The organism is Actinoplanes sp. NPDC051470, from assembly GCF_040682035.1.
Lineage (GTDB): Bacteria > Actinomycetota > Actinomycetes > Mycobacteriales > Micromonosporaceae > Actinoplanes.
The window spans coordinates 910,339-927,459 of record NZ_JBFBAA010000001.1; the positions used below are offsets into that span (position 1 = coordinate 910,339).

Genomic DNA, 17,121 nt, shown 5'->3' on the forward strand with positions numbered 1-17,121 from the left:
GTGGACGCTACCGCGATCACCGACTCCGGCGCAGGACGCACCGCGGCCTCGATCACGCTGGAGAACCTGGGGAAGGTCTATCCCGACGGGACCGTGGCGGTCGGCGACATCAGCCTCGACGTACCCGCGGGTGAGCTGGTCGTGCTGATCGGCCCGTCCGGTTCCGGCAAATCGACCGTGCTGCGGATGATCAACCGGCTGATCGAGCCGTCCAAGGGCCGCATCCTGATCGACGGCGAGGACATCACCGGTCAGGACGCGGTCGACCTGCGCCGCCGGATCGGCTATGTGATCCAGAACGTCGGCCTCTTCCCGCACCAGAGCATCCGGACCAACGTCGGCACCGTGCCGCGCCTGCTGGGCTGGCCCAAGAAGCGGGTCAACGAACGCGCCGACGAACTGCTCGACCTGGTCGGCCTCGACCCGGGTCGCTACGGCGGCCGCTACCCCAACGAGCTCTCCGGCGGCCAGCGCCAGCGCGTCGGGGTGGCCCGGGCGCTCGCCGCCGACCCGCTGGTGCTGCTGATGGACGAGCCGTTCTCGGCGGTGGACCCGATCGTGCGCGGCCGGCTGCAGGAGGAGTTCCTGCGGCTCCAGGCCGCGGTTCGCAAGACCATCGTGCTGGTCACCCACGACATCGATGAGGCGGTACGCCTGGGCGACCGGATCGCGGTGCTCGGCGAGGGTGGCCGGTTGCTGCAGTACGCCGCGCCGCCCGAGTTGCTGGGCTCGCCGTCCTCGGACACGGTCCGCGACTTCGTGGGCGCCGACCGGGGCATCCGGCGACTGACCGTGACGCCGCTGCGTACCGCTCTGCGACCGCTGGGCCGGGTGGAGGACCTCGAGCGGCTGCCGGCCGTGAGCGCCGACGGCACGCTCTACGACGCCCTGGCCGCGATGCTGACCGCCGACGCCCTGAACGTGCTGGCCGTCGAGAACGACAAACCGGTCGGCACGGTCTCCCGCTCGGCGATCTTCGAGGCGCCCCACGCCGGGTAGGCCGGACCGGAGAGCCTCCATATTGAACTAGGGTGCTAGGGTCATAGTACTTTAGTGAATGGAGGCCGTCCGTGATCGACTTTCATCTGGACGCCCGGTCCGGCGTAGCGCCGTACATGCAGCTCATCCACCAGGTCCGCCGGGCCATGCGGCTGGGACTGCTCACCGAGGGCGACCAGTTGCCCACGGCGAAAGAGGTGGTCGGCAAGATCGCCATCAATCCCAACACGGTGCTCAAGGCCTATCGCGAGCTCGAGTACGAGGGCCTGGTCAAGCTGCGTACCGGGGTCGGCACGTTCATCGCCCGTACGCTCAGCGACGAGACCCTCGCCGCCCACGCCCCGCTGCGCATCGAGCTGGAGCGGTGGCTGGCTCAGGCGCGCGAGGCCGGGCTCAACGACGAGAGCATCGAGGCCCTGTTCGTCAGCGCGTTTCGCGCCCAGGCGGAGGCCCGATCATGACTGATGCGATCACCACCCGGGGCCTGACCAAGAAGTACGGCCGCAAGACCGCGCTGAACGACTGCACGCTGACCGTCCCGACCGGGCGGGTCGTCGGGCTGGTCGGTCCGAACGGGGCCGGCAAGTCGACCCTGCTCCAGCTGGCCTGCGGGCTGCTGCGGCCGACCGCCGGCACGATCGAGGTGCTGGACCGGCGGCCGGGCAGCCCGGAACACAGCGCCAAGGTCGGCTTCGTCGCGCAGGACACCCCGACGTACGCCCATCTCTCCATCGCCGAACACCTCCGCTTCGGCCGCGCGCTGAACCACAGCTGGGACGACGCCCTGGCCCACGAGCGCATCCGGCGGCTCGGCCTGGACCCGAAGCAGAAGGCCGGCAAGCTCTCCGGCGGTCAGCGGGCCCAGCTGGCGCTCACCCTGGCCATGGCCAAACGACCGGAGCTACTGCTGCTCGACGAGCCGGTGGCCGCGCTCGACCCGCTGGCCCGGCGCGAGTTCCTGCAGGGCCTGATGGAACACACCGCCGAGCACGGCACGTCGCTGATCCTCTCCTCACACCTGGTCGCCGACCTGGAACGCACCTGCGACTACCTGATCGTGCTGGTCGACTCCCGGATCCGGGTGGCCGGCGACGTCGACGACCTGCTGGCCGAGCACCACCGGGTCACCGGCGCGAGGCGCGAGGCGGCCAGCCTGCCGGCCGGGCACGAGGTGATCTACCAGACCCACACCGGCAAGCAGAGCACGATGATCGTGCGGAGCTCGGCGCCGATCGACGATCCCTGGTGGACGGTCGAGCCGCTCGGCCTGGAGGACCTGGTGCTGGCGTACATGACGGAGGCCGCCGGGATCACCCCGGCCCCGGTTCTGGAGGGACAACGATGACCTGGTTGACGTGGCGGCAGTTGCGCACGCCGGTGGGCCTGGTGGCCGCGCTGGTCGGGGCGGTCGCGATCGCGCTCGTGGCGACCCGGCCCGCCCTGATGGACCTGTTCCGCGCCACCGGCATGGAGACCTGCGGCAGCAACTGCGAGGCTGAGGCCAAGGACTTCCTGCTCCGGTCCGAGGATCTCGCCGCCGCGCCGCTCTTCCTGGTCGGCATCGCGGTGCTCTATCTGGTCCCGGCGATCATCGGCATCTTCTGGGGCGCGCCGCTCATCGCCCGTGAGCTGGAGTCCGGCACCTATCGGCTGGTGTGGAGCCAGAGCATCACCCGGACCCGCTGGCTGGCGGTCAAGCTGCTGGCCGGGGCGGCCGCCGCGATGCTGACGGCGGGACTGCTCAGCCTCGTGGTGACCTGGTTCTCCAGCCCGTTCGACACGGTCCGGGACAACCGGCTGATCCCCGAGGTGTTCGGTGCCCGGGGCGTCGTGCCGATCGCCTACGCGGGGCTGGCCTTCGCTCTGGGCGTACTCATCGGAGTGGTCCTTCGCCGGACCGTGCCGGCCATGGCGCTGACGCTGGTCCTGCTCGCGGCCATCCAGGTGGTCATGCCGACCTTGGTACGGGGGCATCTGATCCCGCCGCTGCACGACAACGCGGCGCTCACCGCCCAGCCCAGCGGCGCCGGCGGGGACTCCTTCGAAGAGATGATCATGAGCATGGACGGCAGCATCTCGGTCGTCCCCAAACTAGCGAAACCGGGCGCCTGGGTGCTGTCGAACCGGGCCGTCACCGCCGACGGGTCCACCTTCCGCGGGCCGTTCGACCCGGCCTCCTGCGGACGTGAAGCGACCGGCGGCCCGGGCAAGTGTGAGAAGTGGGTGCTGTCGCAGAACCTGCGTCAGGACGCGGTCTATCAGCCGGCCAGCCGGTACTGGCCGCTGCAGTGGGTCGAGTCCGGGCTGATCCTGCTGGTCACGGCGCTCCTGTCACTTCTGACCTTCTGGTGGGTACGCCGCCGGCTGAGCTGAAGGTGGGAACGCCGCCGGCCGAGCTGAAGCCGGAACGCCGCCGGCCGAACTGAAGGCGGGAACGCCGCCGGCTGGGTCCGGCGTCGGCTTAGCAGAGGGTGGGTCCGGCGTCGGCGGAGCTGAACGGCTTGCGCCGGGCGGTCCCGGAGGGGACCGCCCGGCCATGGGCGCGCCGCGGGGGACGGAGGGAACGGCGCGCCCGATGAGTGGCCCTTTTGCTGTAGCAAATTTGCTTTCTTGCTATAGCAAAACAGCGGGCTACCGTGTGCCTCGTCGACCGCCGAGCGTGGCCAGGCCGACCAGCCAGCCGACGAAGATGCCGTAGGTGGCGCCGGACGCGGCCGACTCGAACGCGCGGAGCAGCGTCGGGTTGGCCAGGAACAGCGTGGTCAGCAGCGCGGCGAAACCGCAGGAGAAGATGTACGCACTCCAGCCGGCGAAGAACTGGCTGATCGTGCCGCGGGCCCGGGCGAGCTGTGAACCGGGCAGCATGAAGAGGAAGAGCGCGGTCAGGACGACCACCAGGATCGCCCGGAGATCTTGCACGAGGATCTCGCGCAGCGAGTCACCGGAGTCGATGAACCACGCCGGCCAGCCGAGCAGCCGGAGGAACCAGCCGCCCGCCGTGGCGGGATCTGTGTTGTTCGCCGCCCAGTCCCGGTACCACGGGCTACCGAAGACCAGGACCAGTATCAGTGCGGCGGCGGTGCCCGCGCCGGGCGCGGACTTGTACTTGTTACCGAGAGCCATGCGCCGCCTATTTCCCAGGCGGCGTACAGCTTCAAACGACGACGCTGAATGTCCTATTTCTGCAGGTAGTCAATGAAGGCGGCGCGGAGCAGCGGCTCCTGCTCGCCGTAACCGTGGCCGGTCAGCTCACGCCACAGCGCGACCGCCTCGTCGATCGTCGGGCCGACCGAGTTGGGCGCGCCGTCCAGCGAGGAGGCCTCGTCGGAGTCGGGCAGATGCTTGAAGACGGACCAGAAGAAGCCCAGGTCGCGGTGTTCCCGCGCCTTGGCGAAGGCGCGCTCGCGCAACTCCTCTGTCTCCAGGGCGTCCAGCTCGGCAAAGCTCGCAGAGGTCATGAGCAGAGCATATTGGCTACTGCCGCGCCCCACCCCAGGGGCCGTCGTCCCAGCGATCGGTGCGCTGCTGGGGCTGGGCGGGGGACGGTGACCAGGTCTCGGGCTGGTCGGGGTGCCAGGTGCCGGCCGAGCTGGCCGCGGTCATCTGCCAGTCGTCGTCGGTGCCGCCGAGGGGCTGCGGGCGACCGTACGTTTCGATCAGGCGGGTGACCACCAGGCCGGCCGCGACCACCGCGGCCGCGATCGCGTAGAGGGCGATGTCGAAGTCGCGCCGGTCGGCGTAGTCGAGGAACAGGGTGAGCGCGGCGGTCGCGAGCAGCGTGCCGAAGATGCCGCCGCGCCGGCCGTAGGCGCTGGTTCCGGCGAGCATGGCGGTGCCGATGGCGATGCCGGTCCACTCGAAGCCAGGCCCCGGCGTGACCGGCGTGTTGGGCTGGACGGTGGCCAGCAGGATGCCGGACACCACCGCGAACAGCGAGGAGAAGACCAGGGCGGCGACCACGGGTACGGTCACGCCCGCGCCGCGGCGACGGGCCGGGTCGCCGAGCGGGCGCATCTTGCCGAAGAACCGCCGGATCGGCGCCACCGTGCCGGTCGCCCCGCCCAGCACGGCCAGCAGCGCGAACCCGCCGAACAGGAAGAATGCCTGGTCGGAGGGGTCGAAGGTGCCTTGCACGTTGACCGGGGCGGTGCGGAGCTGGTTGTAGACGACCACGCCGAGCGCGGCGGCCAGCGTCGCCGCCCAGCCGGGCACGTGCAGGCTGATCACCAGGATGGCGACGACCAGGCCGGCGATCGCGGCGATGATCAGCGCGGGAACGGCTGCCCGGAGCAGGCCCTTGTCGCCGTTCTCGGCGTAGTGCAGGGAGGCGGCGACCGCGATCGGGCCGATGGCCAGGTTGGGCACGCCGGCCCGGAGCGTCAGCCCGGCCCCGAGGGCGAGCAGGCCGATCGCCGAGCCCCAGATGAGCAGCGTGTCCAGCGCGGGCCGGCGCAGCGCGTCGGGCTCGAGGCGGTACAGCAGGAAGCCGACCGCCGCCACGGTCAGCAGCAGGATGATCTCCCAGCCGATGTGGATGCCCAGCCGGTCGCGGCCCGAGTCTTCGCTCGGGACCAGCCGCAACGGCTGGCCCGAGCCGCCGTCCTGGTCCGGGTCGAGACCGTGGCGGCTCCGGAAGTCCTGCGCGGCGTAGCCCGTGCGATACGCCGCCGGATCACTGACCTGCTCGTCGTACGCCATCTTCCCTGCCTCCGCCCTGCCCCGAGGTCCGGTCCGGCCGACCGGGCGGGAGCGAGGACCTAGCCCAGGATACGGATGTACCACCACCAGGGTTCAAGACCAAGAGGCTGGTCAGATGTGGTCGCGACGATTGTCCGAGTCGTCGGGCTCGTCCCGGTCTGGCGGCTCGGGGACCCGGCAGGACCGCTCGAGCCAGAGGGCCGCCCCGACCAGCGCCAGCGCGGCGACCACGCCACCCGCGGTGGCCGGCAGCGCGTCGTTGGAGAACTCGCGGGACATGTCCAGCGCGAAGAACAGCAGCAGGCCGGCGCAGTACCCGCCGTAGAGGGCGCCGGCCAGCGACGACGCCTTGGCCAGCACCGCGTAGCGGGCCACGGCCAGCGGCTCGACCGGGAGCGCGCCCCGCCGCCGCTGGACCCGGGCCGCCGTGTTCTGGGCCAGGATGCCCTCGGCGGCGGCCAGCGCGGCGATCACGATCACCGGCAGCCAGGGCGGGGCCGGCCACTCGTTGTAGAAGAAGCTGAGCAGCAGCCACCCGACCGCGGCGGCGACCAGGGCCGCCACCACGAGCACCGAGATGCTGGTGGGGCGGATCGAGGGGTCGGCGCGCGGACCACCGCTCGGGTTGTTGCTCACGGGTCCAACTGTAGTAACAGGTCGGGCCGGGGGCTCATCGCGGCGGCATCCGCGGCGAGCCCGGGCTGGTTGAGCAGGTCGGTCACCCAGCCATGACCGGCGAGCCGGGCGTACGGCTGGATGTCGAGCCACGGCTTGAGCACGAACGCGCGCAGGTGGGCGCGCGGATGGGGCAGCGTCAGCTCGGAATCGTCGCGGACCACCGGCGCGTCGTCGTCGCGGTAGACCTCGATCACGTCCACGTCCAGGGTGCGCGGGGCGAACCGGCGCTCCGGGTCGCGCACCCGCCCGGCGTCCTCCTCGCAGGTCCGGGCCAGCGCGAGCCACTCGTCCGGCCCGGCCTGAGGATCAACCACCATCACCACCGCGTTGAGGTACGGCGGCTGAGCCGTATCGCCCCAGGGTGGTGTCTCGTACACCCCGGAGACGAGCAGCACCCGGTCGCCGAGCAGGTCGACGGCCCGCCGCAGGTGCCCGAGGCGGTCGCCCAGGTTGCTGCCCAGCGACAGGATCGCCCGCGTCACGAGGCGGCTCCGGCTGACCGCTCCCGGCGCAGGACCACGGCCACGTCGGCGAACTCGTGCGGGATCGGCGCCTGTGGTTTGTGCACGGTGACCGTGGCCGCGCCGACCCGGCGATCGGCCAGGCACTCGGTGACCAGGCGGTCGGCCAGCGTCTCGATCAGGTCGACCGGTTCGCCCGCGACGATCCCGGCGAGGCGGCCGGCCAGCTCGCCGTAGTGCACCGTGCGGGTGACGTCGTCGCTGGCCGCGGCCGGGGCCAGGTCGAGCTCGAGCTCGGCGTCGATCACGAAGTCCTGGCCGTCGGCCCGCTCGAAGTCGTACACGCCGTGGCGGCCGCGGACCCGCAGACCCGTCAGCCGGATTCGATCGCTCACGGCGTACCCCCCGGATTTTGTGCCAACCTCGGAGCGCCCGACGCGCTCCACACCTTGATCGCGTCGTAGGTCGCGCGCACCTCGTGGACGCGCACCCCCCAGACGCCGGCGGCCACCGCCAGCACGCTCGTGGCCAGCGTCGCGGCGTCCCGGTCGGCGGCCGGGCGGGGCGTACCGTCCGGGTCGGCCAGCAGCCGGCCCAGATAGGACTTGCGGCTGGCCGCGAAGAGGATCGGGTGACCCATCCCGAGCAGCACGTCCAGCCGGCGGGTGAGGGCCCAGTTGTGCTCGGCGTTCTTGGCGAAACCCAGGCCCGGGTCGAGGATGATCCGCTCGGCCGCGACCCCGGCCGCCAGCGCGGCCTCGACCCGCTGGGTCAGCTCGGCCGCGACCTCCGCGACCACGTCGTCGTAGCGGGCCAGGGCGTTCATGTCCCGCGAGTGTCCACGCCAGTGCATCACCACGTACGGGCAGCCGGCCCGCGCCACCAGCGGGGCCATGTCCGGGTCGGCGAGTCCACCGGAGACATCGTTGACCAGGGCCGCGCCGGCCTCCAGGGCGGCCGCGGCGACCTCGGCCCGGGTGGTGTCGACACTGGTCGGGACGCCGGCCTCGGTGAGCGCGGCGATCACCGGAACGACCCGTTCGATCTCGGTACGGGCGTCGACGCGCTCGGCGCCCGGACGGGTGGATTCACCGCCGACGTCGACCAGATCCGCGCCTTCTGCTCTGAGGACGATGCCGTGGGCGACCGCGGCGTCACGGTCGGCGTACAACCCGCCGTCGCTGAAGCTGTCGGGGGTGACGTTGAGGACCCCCATCACGACCGGGTGACCCGGGTGCAGCAAACTGACGCCGCTCGGCACGGCTCCAAACTTATCCACAGTCGATCTTAGAACGTGTGTACAGTCGCGCAGGTTGCCTGGGCTTCATCCGTCCCGTCACTCAGGTTCAGTCACGCCTTTACCTTGGGTAACGAATCAGGCAGCTTGTAGGTAAGAGGGGCGGCCCGTACGCTTCGGACAGGCATCATTTGAAGGACCGAAGGAAGCAGATGGGCTAGCGCAGGACAGGTCGCCCTTACGGCTCACTGGACTCCGGTGCGCCAGAAGTAGCACCATATGGGGTTGCCGTCAGGCTTCACAACTGCAGTGATCGATCTTTCTCGTCGGTCACCCGGGAGGTTTAACCGATGATCGCCACCGACTTCGCCGCTCAGGCTGCGACGGTGCTTCAACACGGCGCTGTGCTCGCAGCCGACCAGGGCCAGATCAACACCAACGGCATCGTCTCGTTCTTCGCGAGCAACGTCGCGCCGATCCTTCTCGCCGTGCTCGGTGTCATCTTCATCGGCCGGGCCAGCCGGGGCGAGATCTCCAAGGTGCTGACCAGCTCGGCGATCGCCATCGTCGGCCTCGCGTTCATCGCCGGCGCGGCCACGCTGTTCTTCGTCGGCGACCGCCTGATCGATTTGATCTTCACCTGAGCCATGCGCCTACGCACGGATGACGACATCTACCGGGCGCGGCTCGTCTATCTCGGGCCGCCCGGCTACACGCTGCCGATGCACCTGCCGTACGCGCAGTATGGGATGTTCATCCTCCTGGTGCCGCTTTTCATGTTCTTGCACTATCTGATCTCGTTCGAGATCGACCCCTTCCCGGCCTGGGAGATCGCCCTCGCGATGGTCACGACGTCGTTCGTGTTCCGACACGTGGACCCCGACCGGCCCGCCCGGATGGTGATCCGGACCGCGCTCACCGACTGGCGGCGTACCCGCGAGCCGGCTGACGAACGGCGCGACCCCCGTCTCGTCGCTTCTCGCATCCGGGTTCGGGAGGAGTTGATATGAGCTTCCACAGTCCTGTCGCACGCCCGAGCGGGGCCACTTCATGACGACATCCCCTCCGCCGGGGCGTCCCCGAGGCGGTTCACCCCAGTCGGCCAGGCAAAGTAACGGTGTGCGTTCGGATGATTACGCTGCCGATGGTTCTGCTGAGTTCAACTCTCCCGACACCGAGTTGGTGACGAGCCCCGGGCATGGGGCGGTCGGGGTGTTCAAGGCGCCCCAGCCGATGCGCCCGCGGGCGAACGGCGGTCCGGGGCTGGACAGCTCGATGGACATCGACTCGCCGTTCCTCGATCTGTTCGGCGGTGCGCCCGCGTCAGCCCCGCCGGTTCCGCCGTCGCCCGACGAACCACCCAGCTCGCCGGGCGACGAGGACGACTTCGATTTCGGCTTCGAGTTCGAGGAGCGGACGCCCGCCGGGGCACTGTCCGCCCTGGACCCGTCGCCCGCTGATCCGGCGCCTTCGTCGGTCGATCCCGTTTCCGGTCCCTCTTCGGCTGATCCCGCCGTGGGCGATCCGGCTTCGGCGCCGACGGTTGAGCAGCCGGCCGCTCGGTTCGACGCGCCGCCGCCGGTCCAGCCGCCCGTTGACCGGCCTTCGGGGCCCCCGGCGACGTTCGACCGGCCCTCGGCGCCCCCGGCGACCTTCGACCGACCTTCGGCGCCCTCGGCGACCTTTGACCAGCCTTCGGCGCAGGAGCAGCCTCCCGCCTACGACCAGCCTTCGGCCTATGACCAGCCGCCGGTCTTTGACCAGCCCACGGGGCCGGAGCAGCCGCCGGTCTACGACCGGCCTTCGGCCCAGGATCGGCCGCTGGATCAGCCGCCGCCGGTGCGGCCGCAGCGTCCGGCGCTGGTCGAGGACGACTTCGACACCGGGCTGGACGACTGGCCCGATGAGGTGCGTAACGCGCAGCCGGCCCGACCGGTCTCCCCGGCGCCGCCGCCGCGGCCGGTCTCCCCGGCGCCGGTCTCGACGCCGCCGCTGTGGCAGACCGTCGCCACACCCGATCGGACCCACCGGGCCAACGGCTCGCCGGCCGGGCACCCCGGGGTGACCCCGGTGCCCCGCTCGCCCGAGCGCGACCTCGAGCCGATCCGCACCGGGCGGGCGCTGGCCGAGCCCGAGCCGCGCGACCTGCCGGCCACCATGCCCGAGAAGGCGCCGGCCAAGAAGCGGAAGCGCAAGGAGCCCGAGAACCTTCCGGCCGTACGCAAGAAGGAAGTGAAGCCGGCCCCACTCAAGCCGAACCGGATCAAGTTCGGCGACCGGGACCCCGCGATCGAGCTGGCGATCAGCGAGATAGCCGGCCACCTCACCTTCACCCAGTCGACGGTGACCGCCTGGTACTGGCTGCCCGAGGTGCGCTGGGCGTTCCGGCCGGACGCGGAACGCGAGGCGCTGCTGTCCGCGATCTCCGAGCAGTACGCCGGCCTGGCCGGGTTCCGCCTCCACCTGCGCCGCACCACCAGGCCGTTCCCGGCCGACGAGTGGGCCCGTACGGTCGACTCGATGACCGCCCGGCCGCTGGCCGACGTGGCCGGCGCGACCTCGTGGTCCGACCACCTGGTCGCCGCCCAGCGGCACCTGCTCTCGGTCAACCACGCCGAGGGACAGACCTACCTGGGCGTGACGTTCGCGCGGCGGTCGCTCGGCGACACGTTCTCCGAGCGCATCCTGCGGATGTTCGGCAAGGGCACGTCCGACGGCGAGCGGCGCAAGCTGGGCCGCACGGTCGAGCAGTTCGACGAGGTGCTGAACGCGTTCGGCATGCGCGGGCGCCGGGTCAGCCCGCAGGAGCTCGAGTGGCTGCTGTTCCGCTCGGTCGCGCTGTGCATGGCCCCGCCCGGGCCGCTCTCCCCGGTGACCAGCGGGCAGTGGGACTCCGGCGACCTGCTGGCGCTGACCGAGCAGGTGGAGCGCTACCGGACGCCGTACGGGTCGACGGTCAAGCTGGTGAACCGGATGACCGGCGAGGAACGGCACGTCGCCGTCCTGTCCGTCGGGCGGATGGAGCCGCTGGAGATCCCCGAGAAGCACGAGCCGTGGCTGCACTTCCACGAGCGGCTGCCGTGGCCGATGGAGCTGTCCTCGCGGATCGACATCCTCGGGTCGGGCAGCTCGTTCAAGAACCTCGAGCACCGGCTGCGGATGATCCGGTCCCAGCAGCTCGACTACGCCGAGCACGGGATCGACGCCCCGCCGGAGCTTGAACGCCTGGCCAAGCGGGCGCTGGTGATCGGCGACGAGATGACGACCGGTCTTCCCGTCGAGTCGGCCCGGGCGCACGGCTGGCACCGGATCGCGGTCGGTGGGCGTACCCGGGAAGAATGTATGGAAAGGGCGCGCCGCCTCATCCAGCTCTACTCGCGGGAGCTGCGCATCTCCCTGCAGCACCCGAAGAACCAGGACCAGCTGGCGCGCGAGTTCATCCCCGGCGAGCCGATCGCCAACACCGGCTACGTGCGCCGGATGCCGGTGAAACTGCTGGCGGCGGCGCTGCCCCAGGCCGCGTCCACGGTCGGCGACCGGCGGGGCGACCTGATCGGGCGTACCGCCGGCACCTGCCGCCGCCCGGTCTTCCTCGACCTGCACTTCCCGATGGAGGTGCGGGAGCGGTCCGGCCTGGGCGTCTTCGTGGCCGAGCCCGGCGGTGGCAAGTCGACGCTGATGGGTGCCCTGGGCTACCTGAACGCGCGGCGGGGTGTGCAGGTCACGCTGCTCGACCCGTCCGGCCCGCTCGCCCGGCTGTGCCAGATGCCGGAGCTCCGGCCGTACTCCCGCGTCCTGAATCTGACCGGCTCCGAGCAGGGGACGCTGGCGCCCTATGCGCTGATCCCGACGCCGGTACGCAGCGAGTTCGCGGCCGGGCCCGGTGGTGACCGCGAGTACGAGATCGGCGTCTCCAACGCGCGGGCCGAGCGCCGCATGCTGGTGCAGGACATCTGCTCGATGCTGGTGCCGCCGCAGGTCGCCAAGGAGGCGTCGACGGCGACGTTGCTGCGGCACGCGGTCCGCCTGGTGCCGGCCGAGGAGACGTCCACGCTGGACGACGTCGTGCGTACCCTGCAAGGCCTCGACGACGACGGCAAGGAGCTGGCCAACCTGCTCCTGGACACCGCCGAGATGCCCCTGGCCCTGCTGTTCTTCGGCTCGCCGCCGAAACACCTGCTCGGCGCCGACTCCACCCTCACCGTGATCACCATGGCCGGGCTGCGGCTGCCCGACCTGAAGATCGAGCGGGAGTACTGGTCGGCCGAGGAGAGCCTGGCCCTGCCGATGCTGCACACCGCCCACCGCCTGGCCGTCCGCCGGTCGTACGGCGGCTCGATGTCGGCCCGCAAGATGGTCGGCCTGGACGAGGCCCACTTCATGGAGGGCTGGCGTTCCGGCCGCTCGTTCCTGGTCCGCCTGGCCCGGGACTCCCGCAAGTGGAACCTGGCGGCGCTGGTCGCCTCCCAGAACCCGCGCGACATCCTCGGCCTGGACGTGCAGAACCTGGTGTCCACGGTGTTCGTCGGCCGCATCGCCGAGGACCAGGAGATCGCCAGCGAGGCGCTACGCCTGCTGCGGGTGCCGGTGAACGACGGCTACGAGGCCACGCTGGCTTCGTTGTCCCAGGTGGACACCTCGTCGTCGTCGCGTCTCGGTTTCCGCGAGTTCGTCATGCGAGACGTGGACGGCCGGGTCCAGAAGGTCCGGGTCGACGTCTCGTACGTCGACGGCCTCCTCGACCACCTGGACACGACGCCGGCGGCCCAGGCGCCCCCGGTGACCACCATTCCGAGCATGTCCGACCTGGAGGGTTGAGATGATGCGGCGGGCGCTGGCTACGGTGCTGACTTTGCTGGTCGCAGCGGTGGCGTCCATCGCATGGGCGGTGGCGGCCCCAGTCCCGGCGACCGCGGCCCCGGTCCTGGAGCGCGCCCCCGGCGGGGCGTGCAGCCTCGAAGAGTGGCAGAAGAACATGGATGGCTGCGTGCAGCGGCTGGCCAAGGTCGGTGAGGCGCGGGCCAACTGTCTCAACCCGCCCCAGCCGAGCACGCCTGACTCGGGTCTGGCCGGATGGTTTGCAGAGCGTCCCAAGTCGTCGACCGGCAACAGCTTCCCCGGCCTGTACAGCGACTACGGCTACGCCGGATACAGCTACACGACGTATGACCTCGACAATGGGTGTGCCTCGACGCTGATAGACCCGGAGTACAAGTTCGAGACGACGGTCGCCAACGGCGAGTTCATGATCGCCACCGCCATCGTCGGCGCTGCGAATGCACTCCGCGAGCGTGCCTGGGATCCGGAGACGTTGTGGGGCTGGGCCGACCCGCTCGTCGCCGAGGCCACCAAAGCCGTTTACGAGAAGGTGTTCAGCGTCTTCGGGGTGGTCACTCTCGCCGTCGTCGGTCTCTATCTGATCTGGCGGTCCCGCCAGGCGGAAATGGGAGCGATGACGACGACGGCGGGCTGGGCCATCCTTGTGATGGTTGCAGTCACTGCCATCGCCGCATGGCCGGTTCGCTCGGCCAACATGGCCGACCAGACCCTGATCTCCACCCTCAGCGTGGTACATGACGCGGTCGGGCCACGCCCGGAGAGGCCTCCGGCTGGCTGTTCTCTCGGGCCAGCCGCCTGTAAGGACAACCGTCCGCCCGCAGTGCGCGCCAGCGACACCGCCACGGAGACGATGCTGTACCGCAACTGGCTGCGTGGGCTCCTCGGCTCCGCGGACAGCCAAACCGCAAAGAAGTATGGTCCGGCACTCTATGACGCGCGCTCGCTCTCCTGGGAGGAAGCGAAGAAACTGCGCGACAATCCGGCGACACGTGACGCGACTCTCGAACGCAAGAAGGACCAGTGGGAGCGGGTCGCCGAGCAGGTCAAGACGGAGGACCCAGAGGCCTACGAGTACCTCAAGGGCGTCAACGGGATGGACCGGGTCGGTTCCGGCTTCATCGCGATGCTCGCATCCCTGATGTTCGCGTTGTTCGACCTGACCGCGTCCTTGCTGGTTCTACTCGGCTTCTTGATCTTCCGGTGGGCAGTCATCGCGGCACCGATCCTCGGCACCATCGGCCTGCTCCGGCCGGCCAACGCCGGTATCAAGAGGCTGGGCAACGCCGTCGTCGCCGCAATCTTCAACATCGCGATCTTCGGCACCGGCTCCGCGATCTATCTGTTCGCCGTCGACCTGATCATGAACACGGCGAGCCTCGCTGGATGGCTGCAAGTCGTCCTGGTTTTCCTTTGTGGCTTGGTTGGCTGGGTGCTGCTGCGGCCTTACACGCGCATAACCCAGCTCGGCGGCAAGAACTCCACGCAGCAGCTTTCTCGCCTGTTTGAGGGCATCTTTGCCCGGCGGGGCCGGGAGTATGTCATCAGTGATGACGATGGCAAGTCCAAGACGGTCTTCGTCGACCAAGTCGGCGGCCCAAATGCTGTTCAGCAGCGACCGGAGACCCGTAACGAAGATCCGTCGCAGACGCAGCCGGGTCGGAAACTCCCGGCGATCGGCCGCCGTGAACAGAAGCCCGAGACGGGTGTACCCACGCCACGTCGGGACGGTACGGAAATGCCGGCTGAAGACGTTCCGGCCAAGCGGCAGCCGACCGAGGCCGGCGAGCCGGCAGCCCAGCCGCGCCGAACGCCTACTTGGTCGGACCCAGACGTCGCGGAGCGCCCAGCGTCTTACGCCATCTACCGCCCGGAGACGGGCAGCACCACCCGGGAGCCGTCCGAACCGCGAGTACGCACCGAGGCGAAGTGATCGTTGATGGCACCGCGCTTGCTGGAACGTGGCCTCACCGGGCTGTTCAGGTCGAGGTGGGGTGTGGCGATCGTCCTCGCGATCATCGTGCTCGCAGTGGTGGGGATCGGCCGCGTCTTCTCCGACGGCTCTGACACGACAACGCGCGCACCTATTGGCGCAAGCTCGCCGGAACCCGGGCTGAGTGTGAACCCCGACGACGAGGACAGCGTCATCTCGCCGGAGCCGCCTCCGCAGCCGCGCACCAGCCCGGGTACCGCGCAACCGGCGGCCGTTGCCTACGCCTTCGCCGGCGCGTGGGTGGATCATCGCAACGTGTCGTCCAAGACGTGGCGTGATCGCTTGGTGCCCAATGCGACCAAGGAGCTTTCGGCGGATCTCGCCGGCACCGATCCGGCCGACGTTCCCGCCGACCGAGTTAACGGACAGCCCAAGCTGGTGCCGGTTGGCGAGAACCTGCTCGACGCCGTGATCGAGACCGACTCAGGGAGGCTGACCCTTCGCCTGGTCGCGCCCGAGGGTAGATGGCTGGTGAACGCCATCGATTGGGACGGGCCGTGAGGATTCCTCGGCCGTCCCGAATCGGTCTCCTGATCGCCATCATCGCGACGCTAGCCCTGCTCTGTTGTGGTGGCAGCGTCAGCGCGATCCTGATTGGTGGGTTGGGCCGCGAGGACGACACCAACGCCTTCTCCACCCTCGGCTGCGGTCAAGGCGGACCGGTAGACGAGAACGGCGAAATGCCATCGATTTCTGACTATGGCCCTGAGCAGATCCGCAACGCGGCGATCATCATTAATGTCGGCGCGGACCTCAAACTGCCGCCGCGTGCCTGGGTAATCGCCGTTGCCACCGCAATGCAGGAGTCGACGCTCCACAATTACGGCAATCTAGGGGCAGCCAACGACCACGACTCCCTCGGCCTCTTCCAGCAACGCCCGAGTGCGGGGTGGGGTACCCCGGCACAGGTCCAGGATCCGGTCTATGCAAGCCGAAAGTTCTACGAGAAGCTACAGACTGTTAGAAATTGGGACAAGCTACCGCTAACCAAAGCCGCGCAAAAAGTGCAACGCAGCGCCTATCCCAACGCCTACGCCAAGCATGAGGCCGTAGCCTCAATCATCGTCAATCAGCTCGCGAACGGTGCGGCAAACGCTGTCGGGAATTCCATCGCGATGGTCTGCGCGGCAGGCGGACAGGTGGCTGCCTCGGGCTATACGATCCCGCTGAAGGCCATGGTGGGGTCTGGGTTCCGCACCCCGCAGCGCCCGACACACCAAGGCGTCGACTTGATTGTCGGGCGCTACACACCAATCGCCGCAGTGGCGAGTGGAACGGTATCGGTGGTCAAGTGCGACGAAGACCATCGCGGCCGGCGTAGTTGCAACGTCGATGGTTACCCAGGCAAGGGTGGCTGCGGATGGATGGTCGAGATTGTGCACGCCAACGACGTGATGACCCGCTACTGCCACATGGTGCAGCGGCCGTTCGTCACGGTCGGCCAAGATGTGACCGTCGGCGAGATTATCGGTCGGGTCGGCACTAGCGGCAACTCATCCGGACCGCACCTTCACTTCGAGGTACATCTCAACAAGGACCGCACGAGCAACGGCGCGATCGACCCGGTCCGCTTCATGCGAGAACAGGGCGCACCCCTCGGAGGCGACGAGTGAGCGGCGGCCCCATGCCCGACCCGTTCGGAGGACAAGCCGGAGGCTGGGAGCACGAGGGTCCACGGCCGATTGTGCCTACGCCGGCCACCATGGCCGGCTCACTTCGCGGCCGTCGAGTTCTCGTTGGCCTACCCGGCATGGGATGGCGCGCGGACATGCGCGCGGACGAGAAGGTCGTCCAGGGCAGCCGAACCTATGTACCCGTGATGTCCGAGTCGGAGTGGTACCGGGCCGAGGCCGAGCAGACCGAGGTCTTCGCACCGATGGTGCCCGTTGAGCGAGTCTGGGCCGAGGAGTATGGGCTAGCCGGTACCGCCGGCCTCGGCGACGACGCAACATCACGCCTCGTCTCACTTGACGGTCCTCCGCGCCGTAATCCGGTGGCTGCTCTGGACGCGGACGTCATCACTGGACGCCGAATCATTCAGATCCTGGAAGGCGGCGGCGAACGGCGCGATCTTCGCGGCGTAACAGAGATCCACGCTGGCGAGGACGGCGACGTCTGCGTGCGCGTAACCACCGAGCTGGAATGGTATCGATGGAGCTGGTCTGGAAAGGCTCCAAGCACGCTCGAGATTCCAGTGAACCAGCTCTGGGTCGAATGAC

Annotated in this window: 18 protein-coding genes; 11 read left to right on the plus strand and 7 right to left on the minus strand. The window is 69.5% G+C overall.

Annotation, left to right across the window (positions count from 1 at the left end; genetic code table 11):
* The 4 genes from AB0M54_RS04470 (at window position 1) to AB0M54_RS04485 (ending at window position 3,372) form a co-directional block, all read left to right on the plus strand.
* On the plus strand, window positions 1-999 hold the full coding sequence (locus tag AB0M54_RS04470; RefSeq protein WP_364469050.1) for an ATP-binding cassette domain-containing protein: 999 nt from the start codon (window positions 1-3) through the stop codon (window positions 997-999).
* Window positions 1,000-1,070: 71 nt separating this feature from the next.
* Window positions 1,071-1,460: a GntR family transcriptional regulator gene (locus AB0M54_RS04475; protein WP_364313161.1), complete on the plus strand. Its 390-nt coding sequence runs from the start codon at window positions 1,071-1,073 to the stop codon at window positions 1,458-1,460.
* Window positions 1,457-2,344, plus strand: a complete 888-nt coding sequence (locus AB0M54_RS04480; protein ID WP_364313158.1) for an ABC transporter ATP-binding protein — start codon at window positions 1,457-1,459, stop codon at window positions 2,342-2,344. Before AB0M54_RS04475 ends, AB0M54_RS04480 begins: the two co-directional genes overlap by 4 nt.
* Window positions 2,341-3,372, plus strand: a complete 1,032-nt coding sequence (locus AB0M54_RS04485; RefSeq protein ID WP_364313155.1) for an ABC transporter permease subunit — start codon at window positions 2,341-2,343, stop codon at window positions 3,370-3,372. The genes AB0M54_RS04480 and AB0M54_RS04485 overlap by 4 nt, the downstream gene beginning before the upstream one ends.
* Window positions 3,373-3,630: 258 nt before the next feature.
* Here AB0M54_RS04485 and AB0M54_RS04490 read toward each other — a convergent pair whose 3' ends face one another.
* From AB0M54_RS04490 to folP, 7 genes are all read right to left on the minus strand, one after another.
* Window positions 3,631-4,122, minus strand: coding sequence for a hypothetical protein (locus AB0M54_RS04490; protein ID WP_364313152.1), 492 nt, complete (start codon window positions 4,120-4,122; stop codon window positions 3,631-3,633).
* Between the two features lie 53 nt (window positions 4,123-4,175).
* The gene (locus AB0M54_RS04495; RefSeq protein WP_364313150.1) at window positions 4,176-4,457 is read right to left on the minus strand and encodes a hypothetical protein; all 282 of its coding nucleotides are present in this window, start codon (window positions 4,455-4,457) and stop codon (window positions 4,176-4,178) included.
* Between the two features lie 16 nt (window positions 4,458-4,473).
* Window positions 4,474-5,697 carry an ABC transporter permease gene (locus AB0M54_RS04500; RefSeq protein WP_364313148.1) on the minus strand — a complete coding sequence of 408 codons (1,224 nt, stop codon included), beginning with the start codon at window positions 5,695-5,697 and terminating at the stop codon, window positions 4,474-4,476.
* Between the two features lie 111 nt (window positions 5,698-5,808).
* Window positions 5,809-6,333, minus strand: a complete 525-nt coding sequence (locus tag AB0M54_RS04505; protein WP_364313145.1) for a DUF3180 domain-containing protein — start codon at window positions 6,331-6,333, stop codon at window positions 5,809-5,811.
* Entirely contained in the window at window positions 6,330-6,857 is a 528-nt protein-coding gene (folK, locus tag AB0M54_RS04510; protein ID WP_364313142.1) for a 2-amino-4-hydroxy-6-hydroxymethyldihydropteridine diphosphokinase, read from the minus strand. The genes AB0M54_RS04505 and folK overlap by 4 nt, the downstream gene beginning before the upstream one ends.
* Window positions 6,854-7,231 (minus strand): dihydroneopterin aldolase, encoded by a 378-nt coding sequence (folB, locus tag AB0M54_RS04515; protein ID WP_364313139.1) that lies wholly within the window; start codon window positions 7,229-7,231, stop codon window positions 6,854-6,856. The genes folK and folB overlap by 4 nt, the downstream gene beginning before the upstream one ends.
* On the minus strand, window positions 7,228-8,052 hold the full coding sequence (folP, locus tag AB0M54_RS04520) for a dihydropteroate synthase (RefSeq protein ID WP_364316986.1): 825 nt from the start codon (window positions 8,050-8,052) through the stop codon (window positions 7,228-7,230). The genes folB and folP overlap by 4 nt, the downstream gene beginning before the upstream one ends.
* 371 nt (window positions 8,053-8,423) lie before the next feature.
* Between folP and AB0M54_RS04525 the strand changes: the two genes are divergently transcribed.
* The 7 genes from AB0M54_RS04525 to AB0M54_RS04555 all read left to right on the plus strand — a co-directional run bounded on the left by AB0M54_RS04525 (window position 8,424) and on the right by AB0M54_RS04555 (window position 17,120).
* Complete coding sequence (locus AB0M54_RS04525; RefSeq protein ID WP_364313136.1) at window positions 8,424-8,717, plus strand: hypothetical protein; 294 nt, start codon at window positions 8,424-8,426, stop codon at window positions 8,715-8,717.
* A gap of 3 nt (window positions 8,718-8,720) precedes the next feature.
* A complete protein-coding gene (locus tag AB0M54_RS04530; protein ID WP_364313133.1) occupies window positions 8,721-9,083 on the plus strand; it encodes a hypothetical protein in 363 nt (120 codons plus the stop codon).
* A 40-nt stretch (window positions 9,084-9,123) separates the two neighbouring features.
* Window positions 9,124-12,891, plus strand: coding sequence for an ATP-binding protein (locus AB0M54_RS04535; protein ID WP_364469052.1), 3,768 nt, complete (start codon window positions 9,124-9,126; stop codon window positions 12,889-12,891).
* A 4-nt stretch (window positions 12,892-12,895) separates the two neighbouring features.
* On the plus strand, window positions 12,896-14,842 hold the full coding sequence (locus tag AB0M54_RS04540) for an MFS transporter (RefSeq protein ID WP_364469054.1): 1,947 nt from the start codon (window positions 12,896-12,898) through the stop codon (window positions 14,840-14,842).
* 63 nt (window positions 14,843-14,905) lie between these two features.
* The gene (locus AB0M54_RS04545; protein ID WP_364469056.1) at window positions 14,906-15,403 is read left to right on the plus strand and encodes a hypothetical protein; all 498 of its coding nucleotides are present in this window, start codon (window positions 14,906-14,908) and stop codon (window positions 15,401-15,403) included.
* On the plus strand, window positions 15,400-16,515 hold the full coding sequence (locus AB0M54_RS04550) for a M23 family metallopeptidase (RefSeq protein WP_364469058.1): 1,116 nt from the start codon (window positions 15,400-15,402) through the stop codon (window positions 16,513-16,515). The genes AB0M54_RS04545 and AB0M54_RS04550 overlap by 4 nt, the downstream gene beginning before the upstream one ends.
* An 11-nt stretch (window positions 16,516-16,526) precedes the next feature.
* Window positions 16,527-17,120, plus strand: coding sequence for a hypothetical protein (locus AB0M54_RS04555; RefSeq protein ID WP_364469060.1), 594 nt, complete (start codon window positions 16,527-16,529; stop codon window positions 17,118-17,120).
* Window position 17,121: the final 1 nt, after the last annotated feature.

Excerpts from the sequence above, each read along its gene's own strand:
- AB0M54_RS04555 (WP_364469060.1), top strand. The coding sequence starts at position 16,527 with ATGCCCGACCCGTTCGGAGGACAAGCCGGAGGCTGGGAGCACGAGGGT.
- AB0M54_RS04480 (WP_364313158.1), top strand. The coding sequence starts at position 1,457 with ATGACTGATGCGATCACCACCCGGGGCCTGACCAAGAAGTACGGCCGC.
- AB0M54_RS04500 (WP_364313148.1), bottom strand. The coding sequence starts at position 5,697 with ATGGCGTACGACGAGCAGGTCAGTGATCCGGCGGCGTATCGCACGGGC.
- AB0M54_RS04540 (WP_364469054.1), top strand. The coding sequence starts at position 12,896 with ATGCGGCGGGCGCTGGCTACGGTGCTGACTTTGCTGGTCGCAGCGGTG.
- AB0M54_RS04525 (WP_364313136.1), top strand. The coding sequence starts at position 8,424 with ATGATCGCCACCGACTTCGCCGCTCAGGCTGCGACGGTGCTTCAACAC.
- AB0M54_RS04495 (WP_364313150.1), bottom strand. The coding sequence starts at position 4,457 with ATGACCTCTGCGAGCTTTGCCGAGCTGGACGCCCTGGAGACAGAGGAG.
- AB0M54_RS04535 (WP_364469052.1), top strand. The coding sequence starts at position 9,124 with ATGACGACATCCCCTCCGCCGGGGCGTCCCCGAGGCGGTTCACCCCAG.
- AB0M54_RS04490 (WP_364313152.1), bottom strand. The coding sequence starts at position 4,122 with ATGGCTCTCGGTAACAAGTACAAGTCCGCGCCCGGCGCGGGCACCGCC.
- folP (WP_364316986.1), bottom strand. The coding sequence starts at position 8,052 with ATGGGGGTCCTCAACGTCACCCCCGACAGCTTCAGCGACGGCGGGTTG.
- AB0M54_RS04530 (WP_364313133.1), top strand. The coding sequence starts at position 8,721 with ATGCGCCTACGCACGGATGACGACATCTACCGGGCGCGGCTCGTCTAT.
- AB0M54_RS04485 (WP_364313155.1), top strand. The coding sequence starts at position 2,341 with ATGACCTGGTTGACGTGGCGGCAGTTGCGCACGCCGGTGGGCCTGGTG.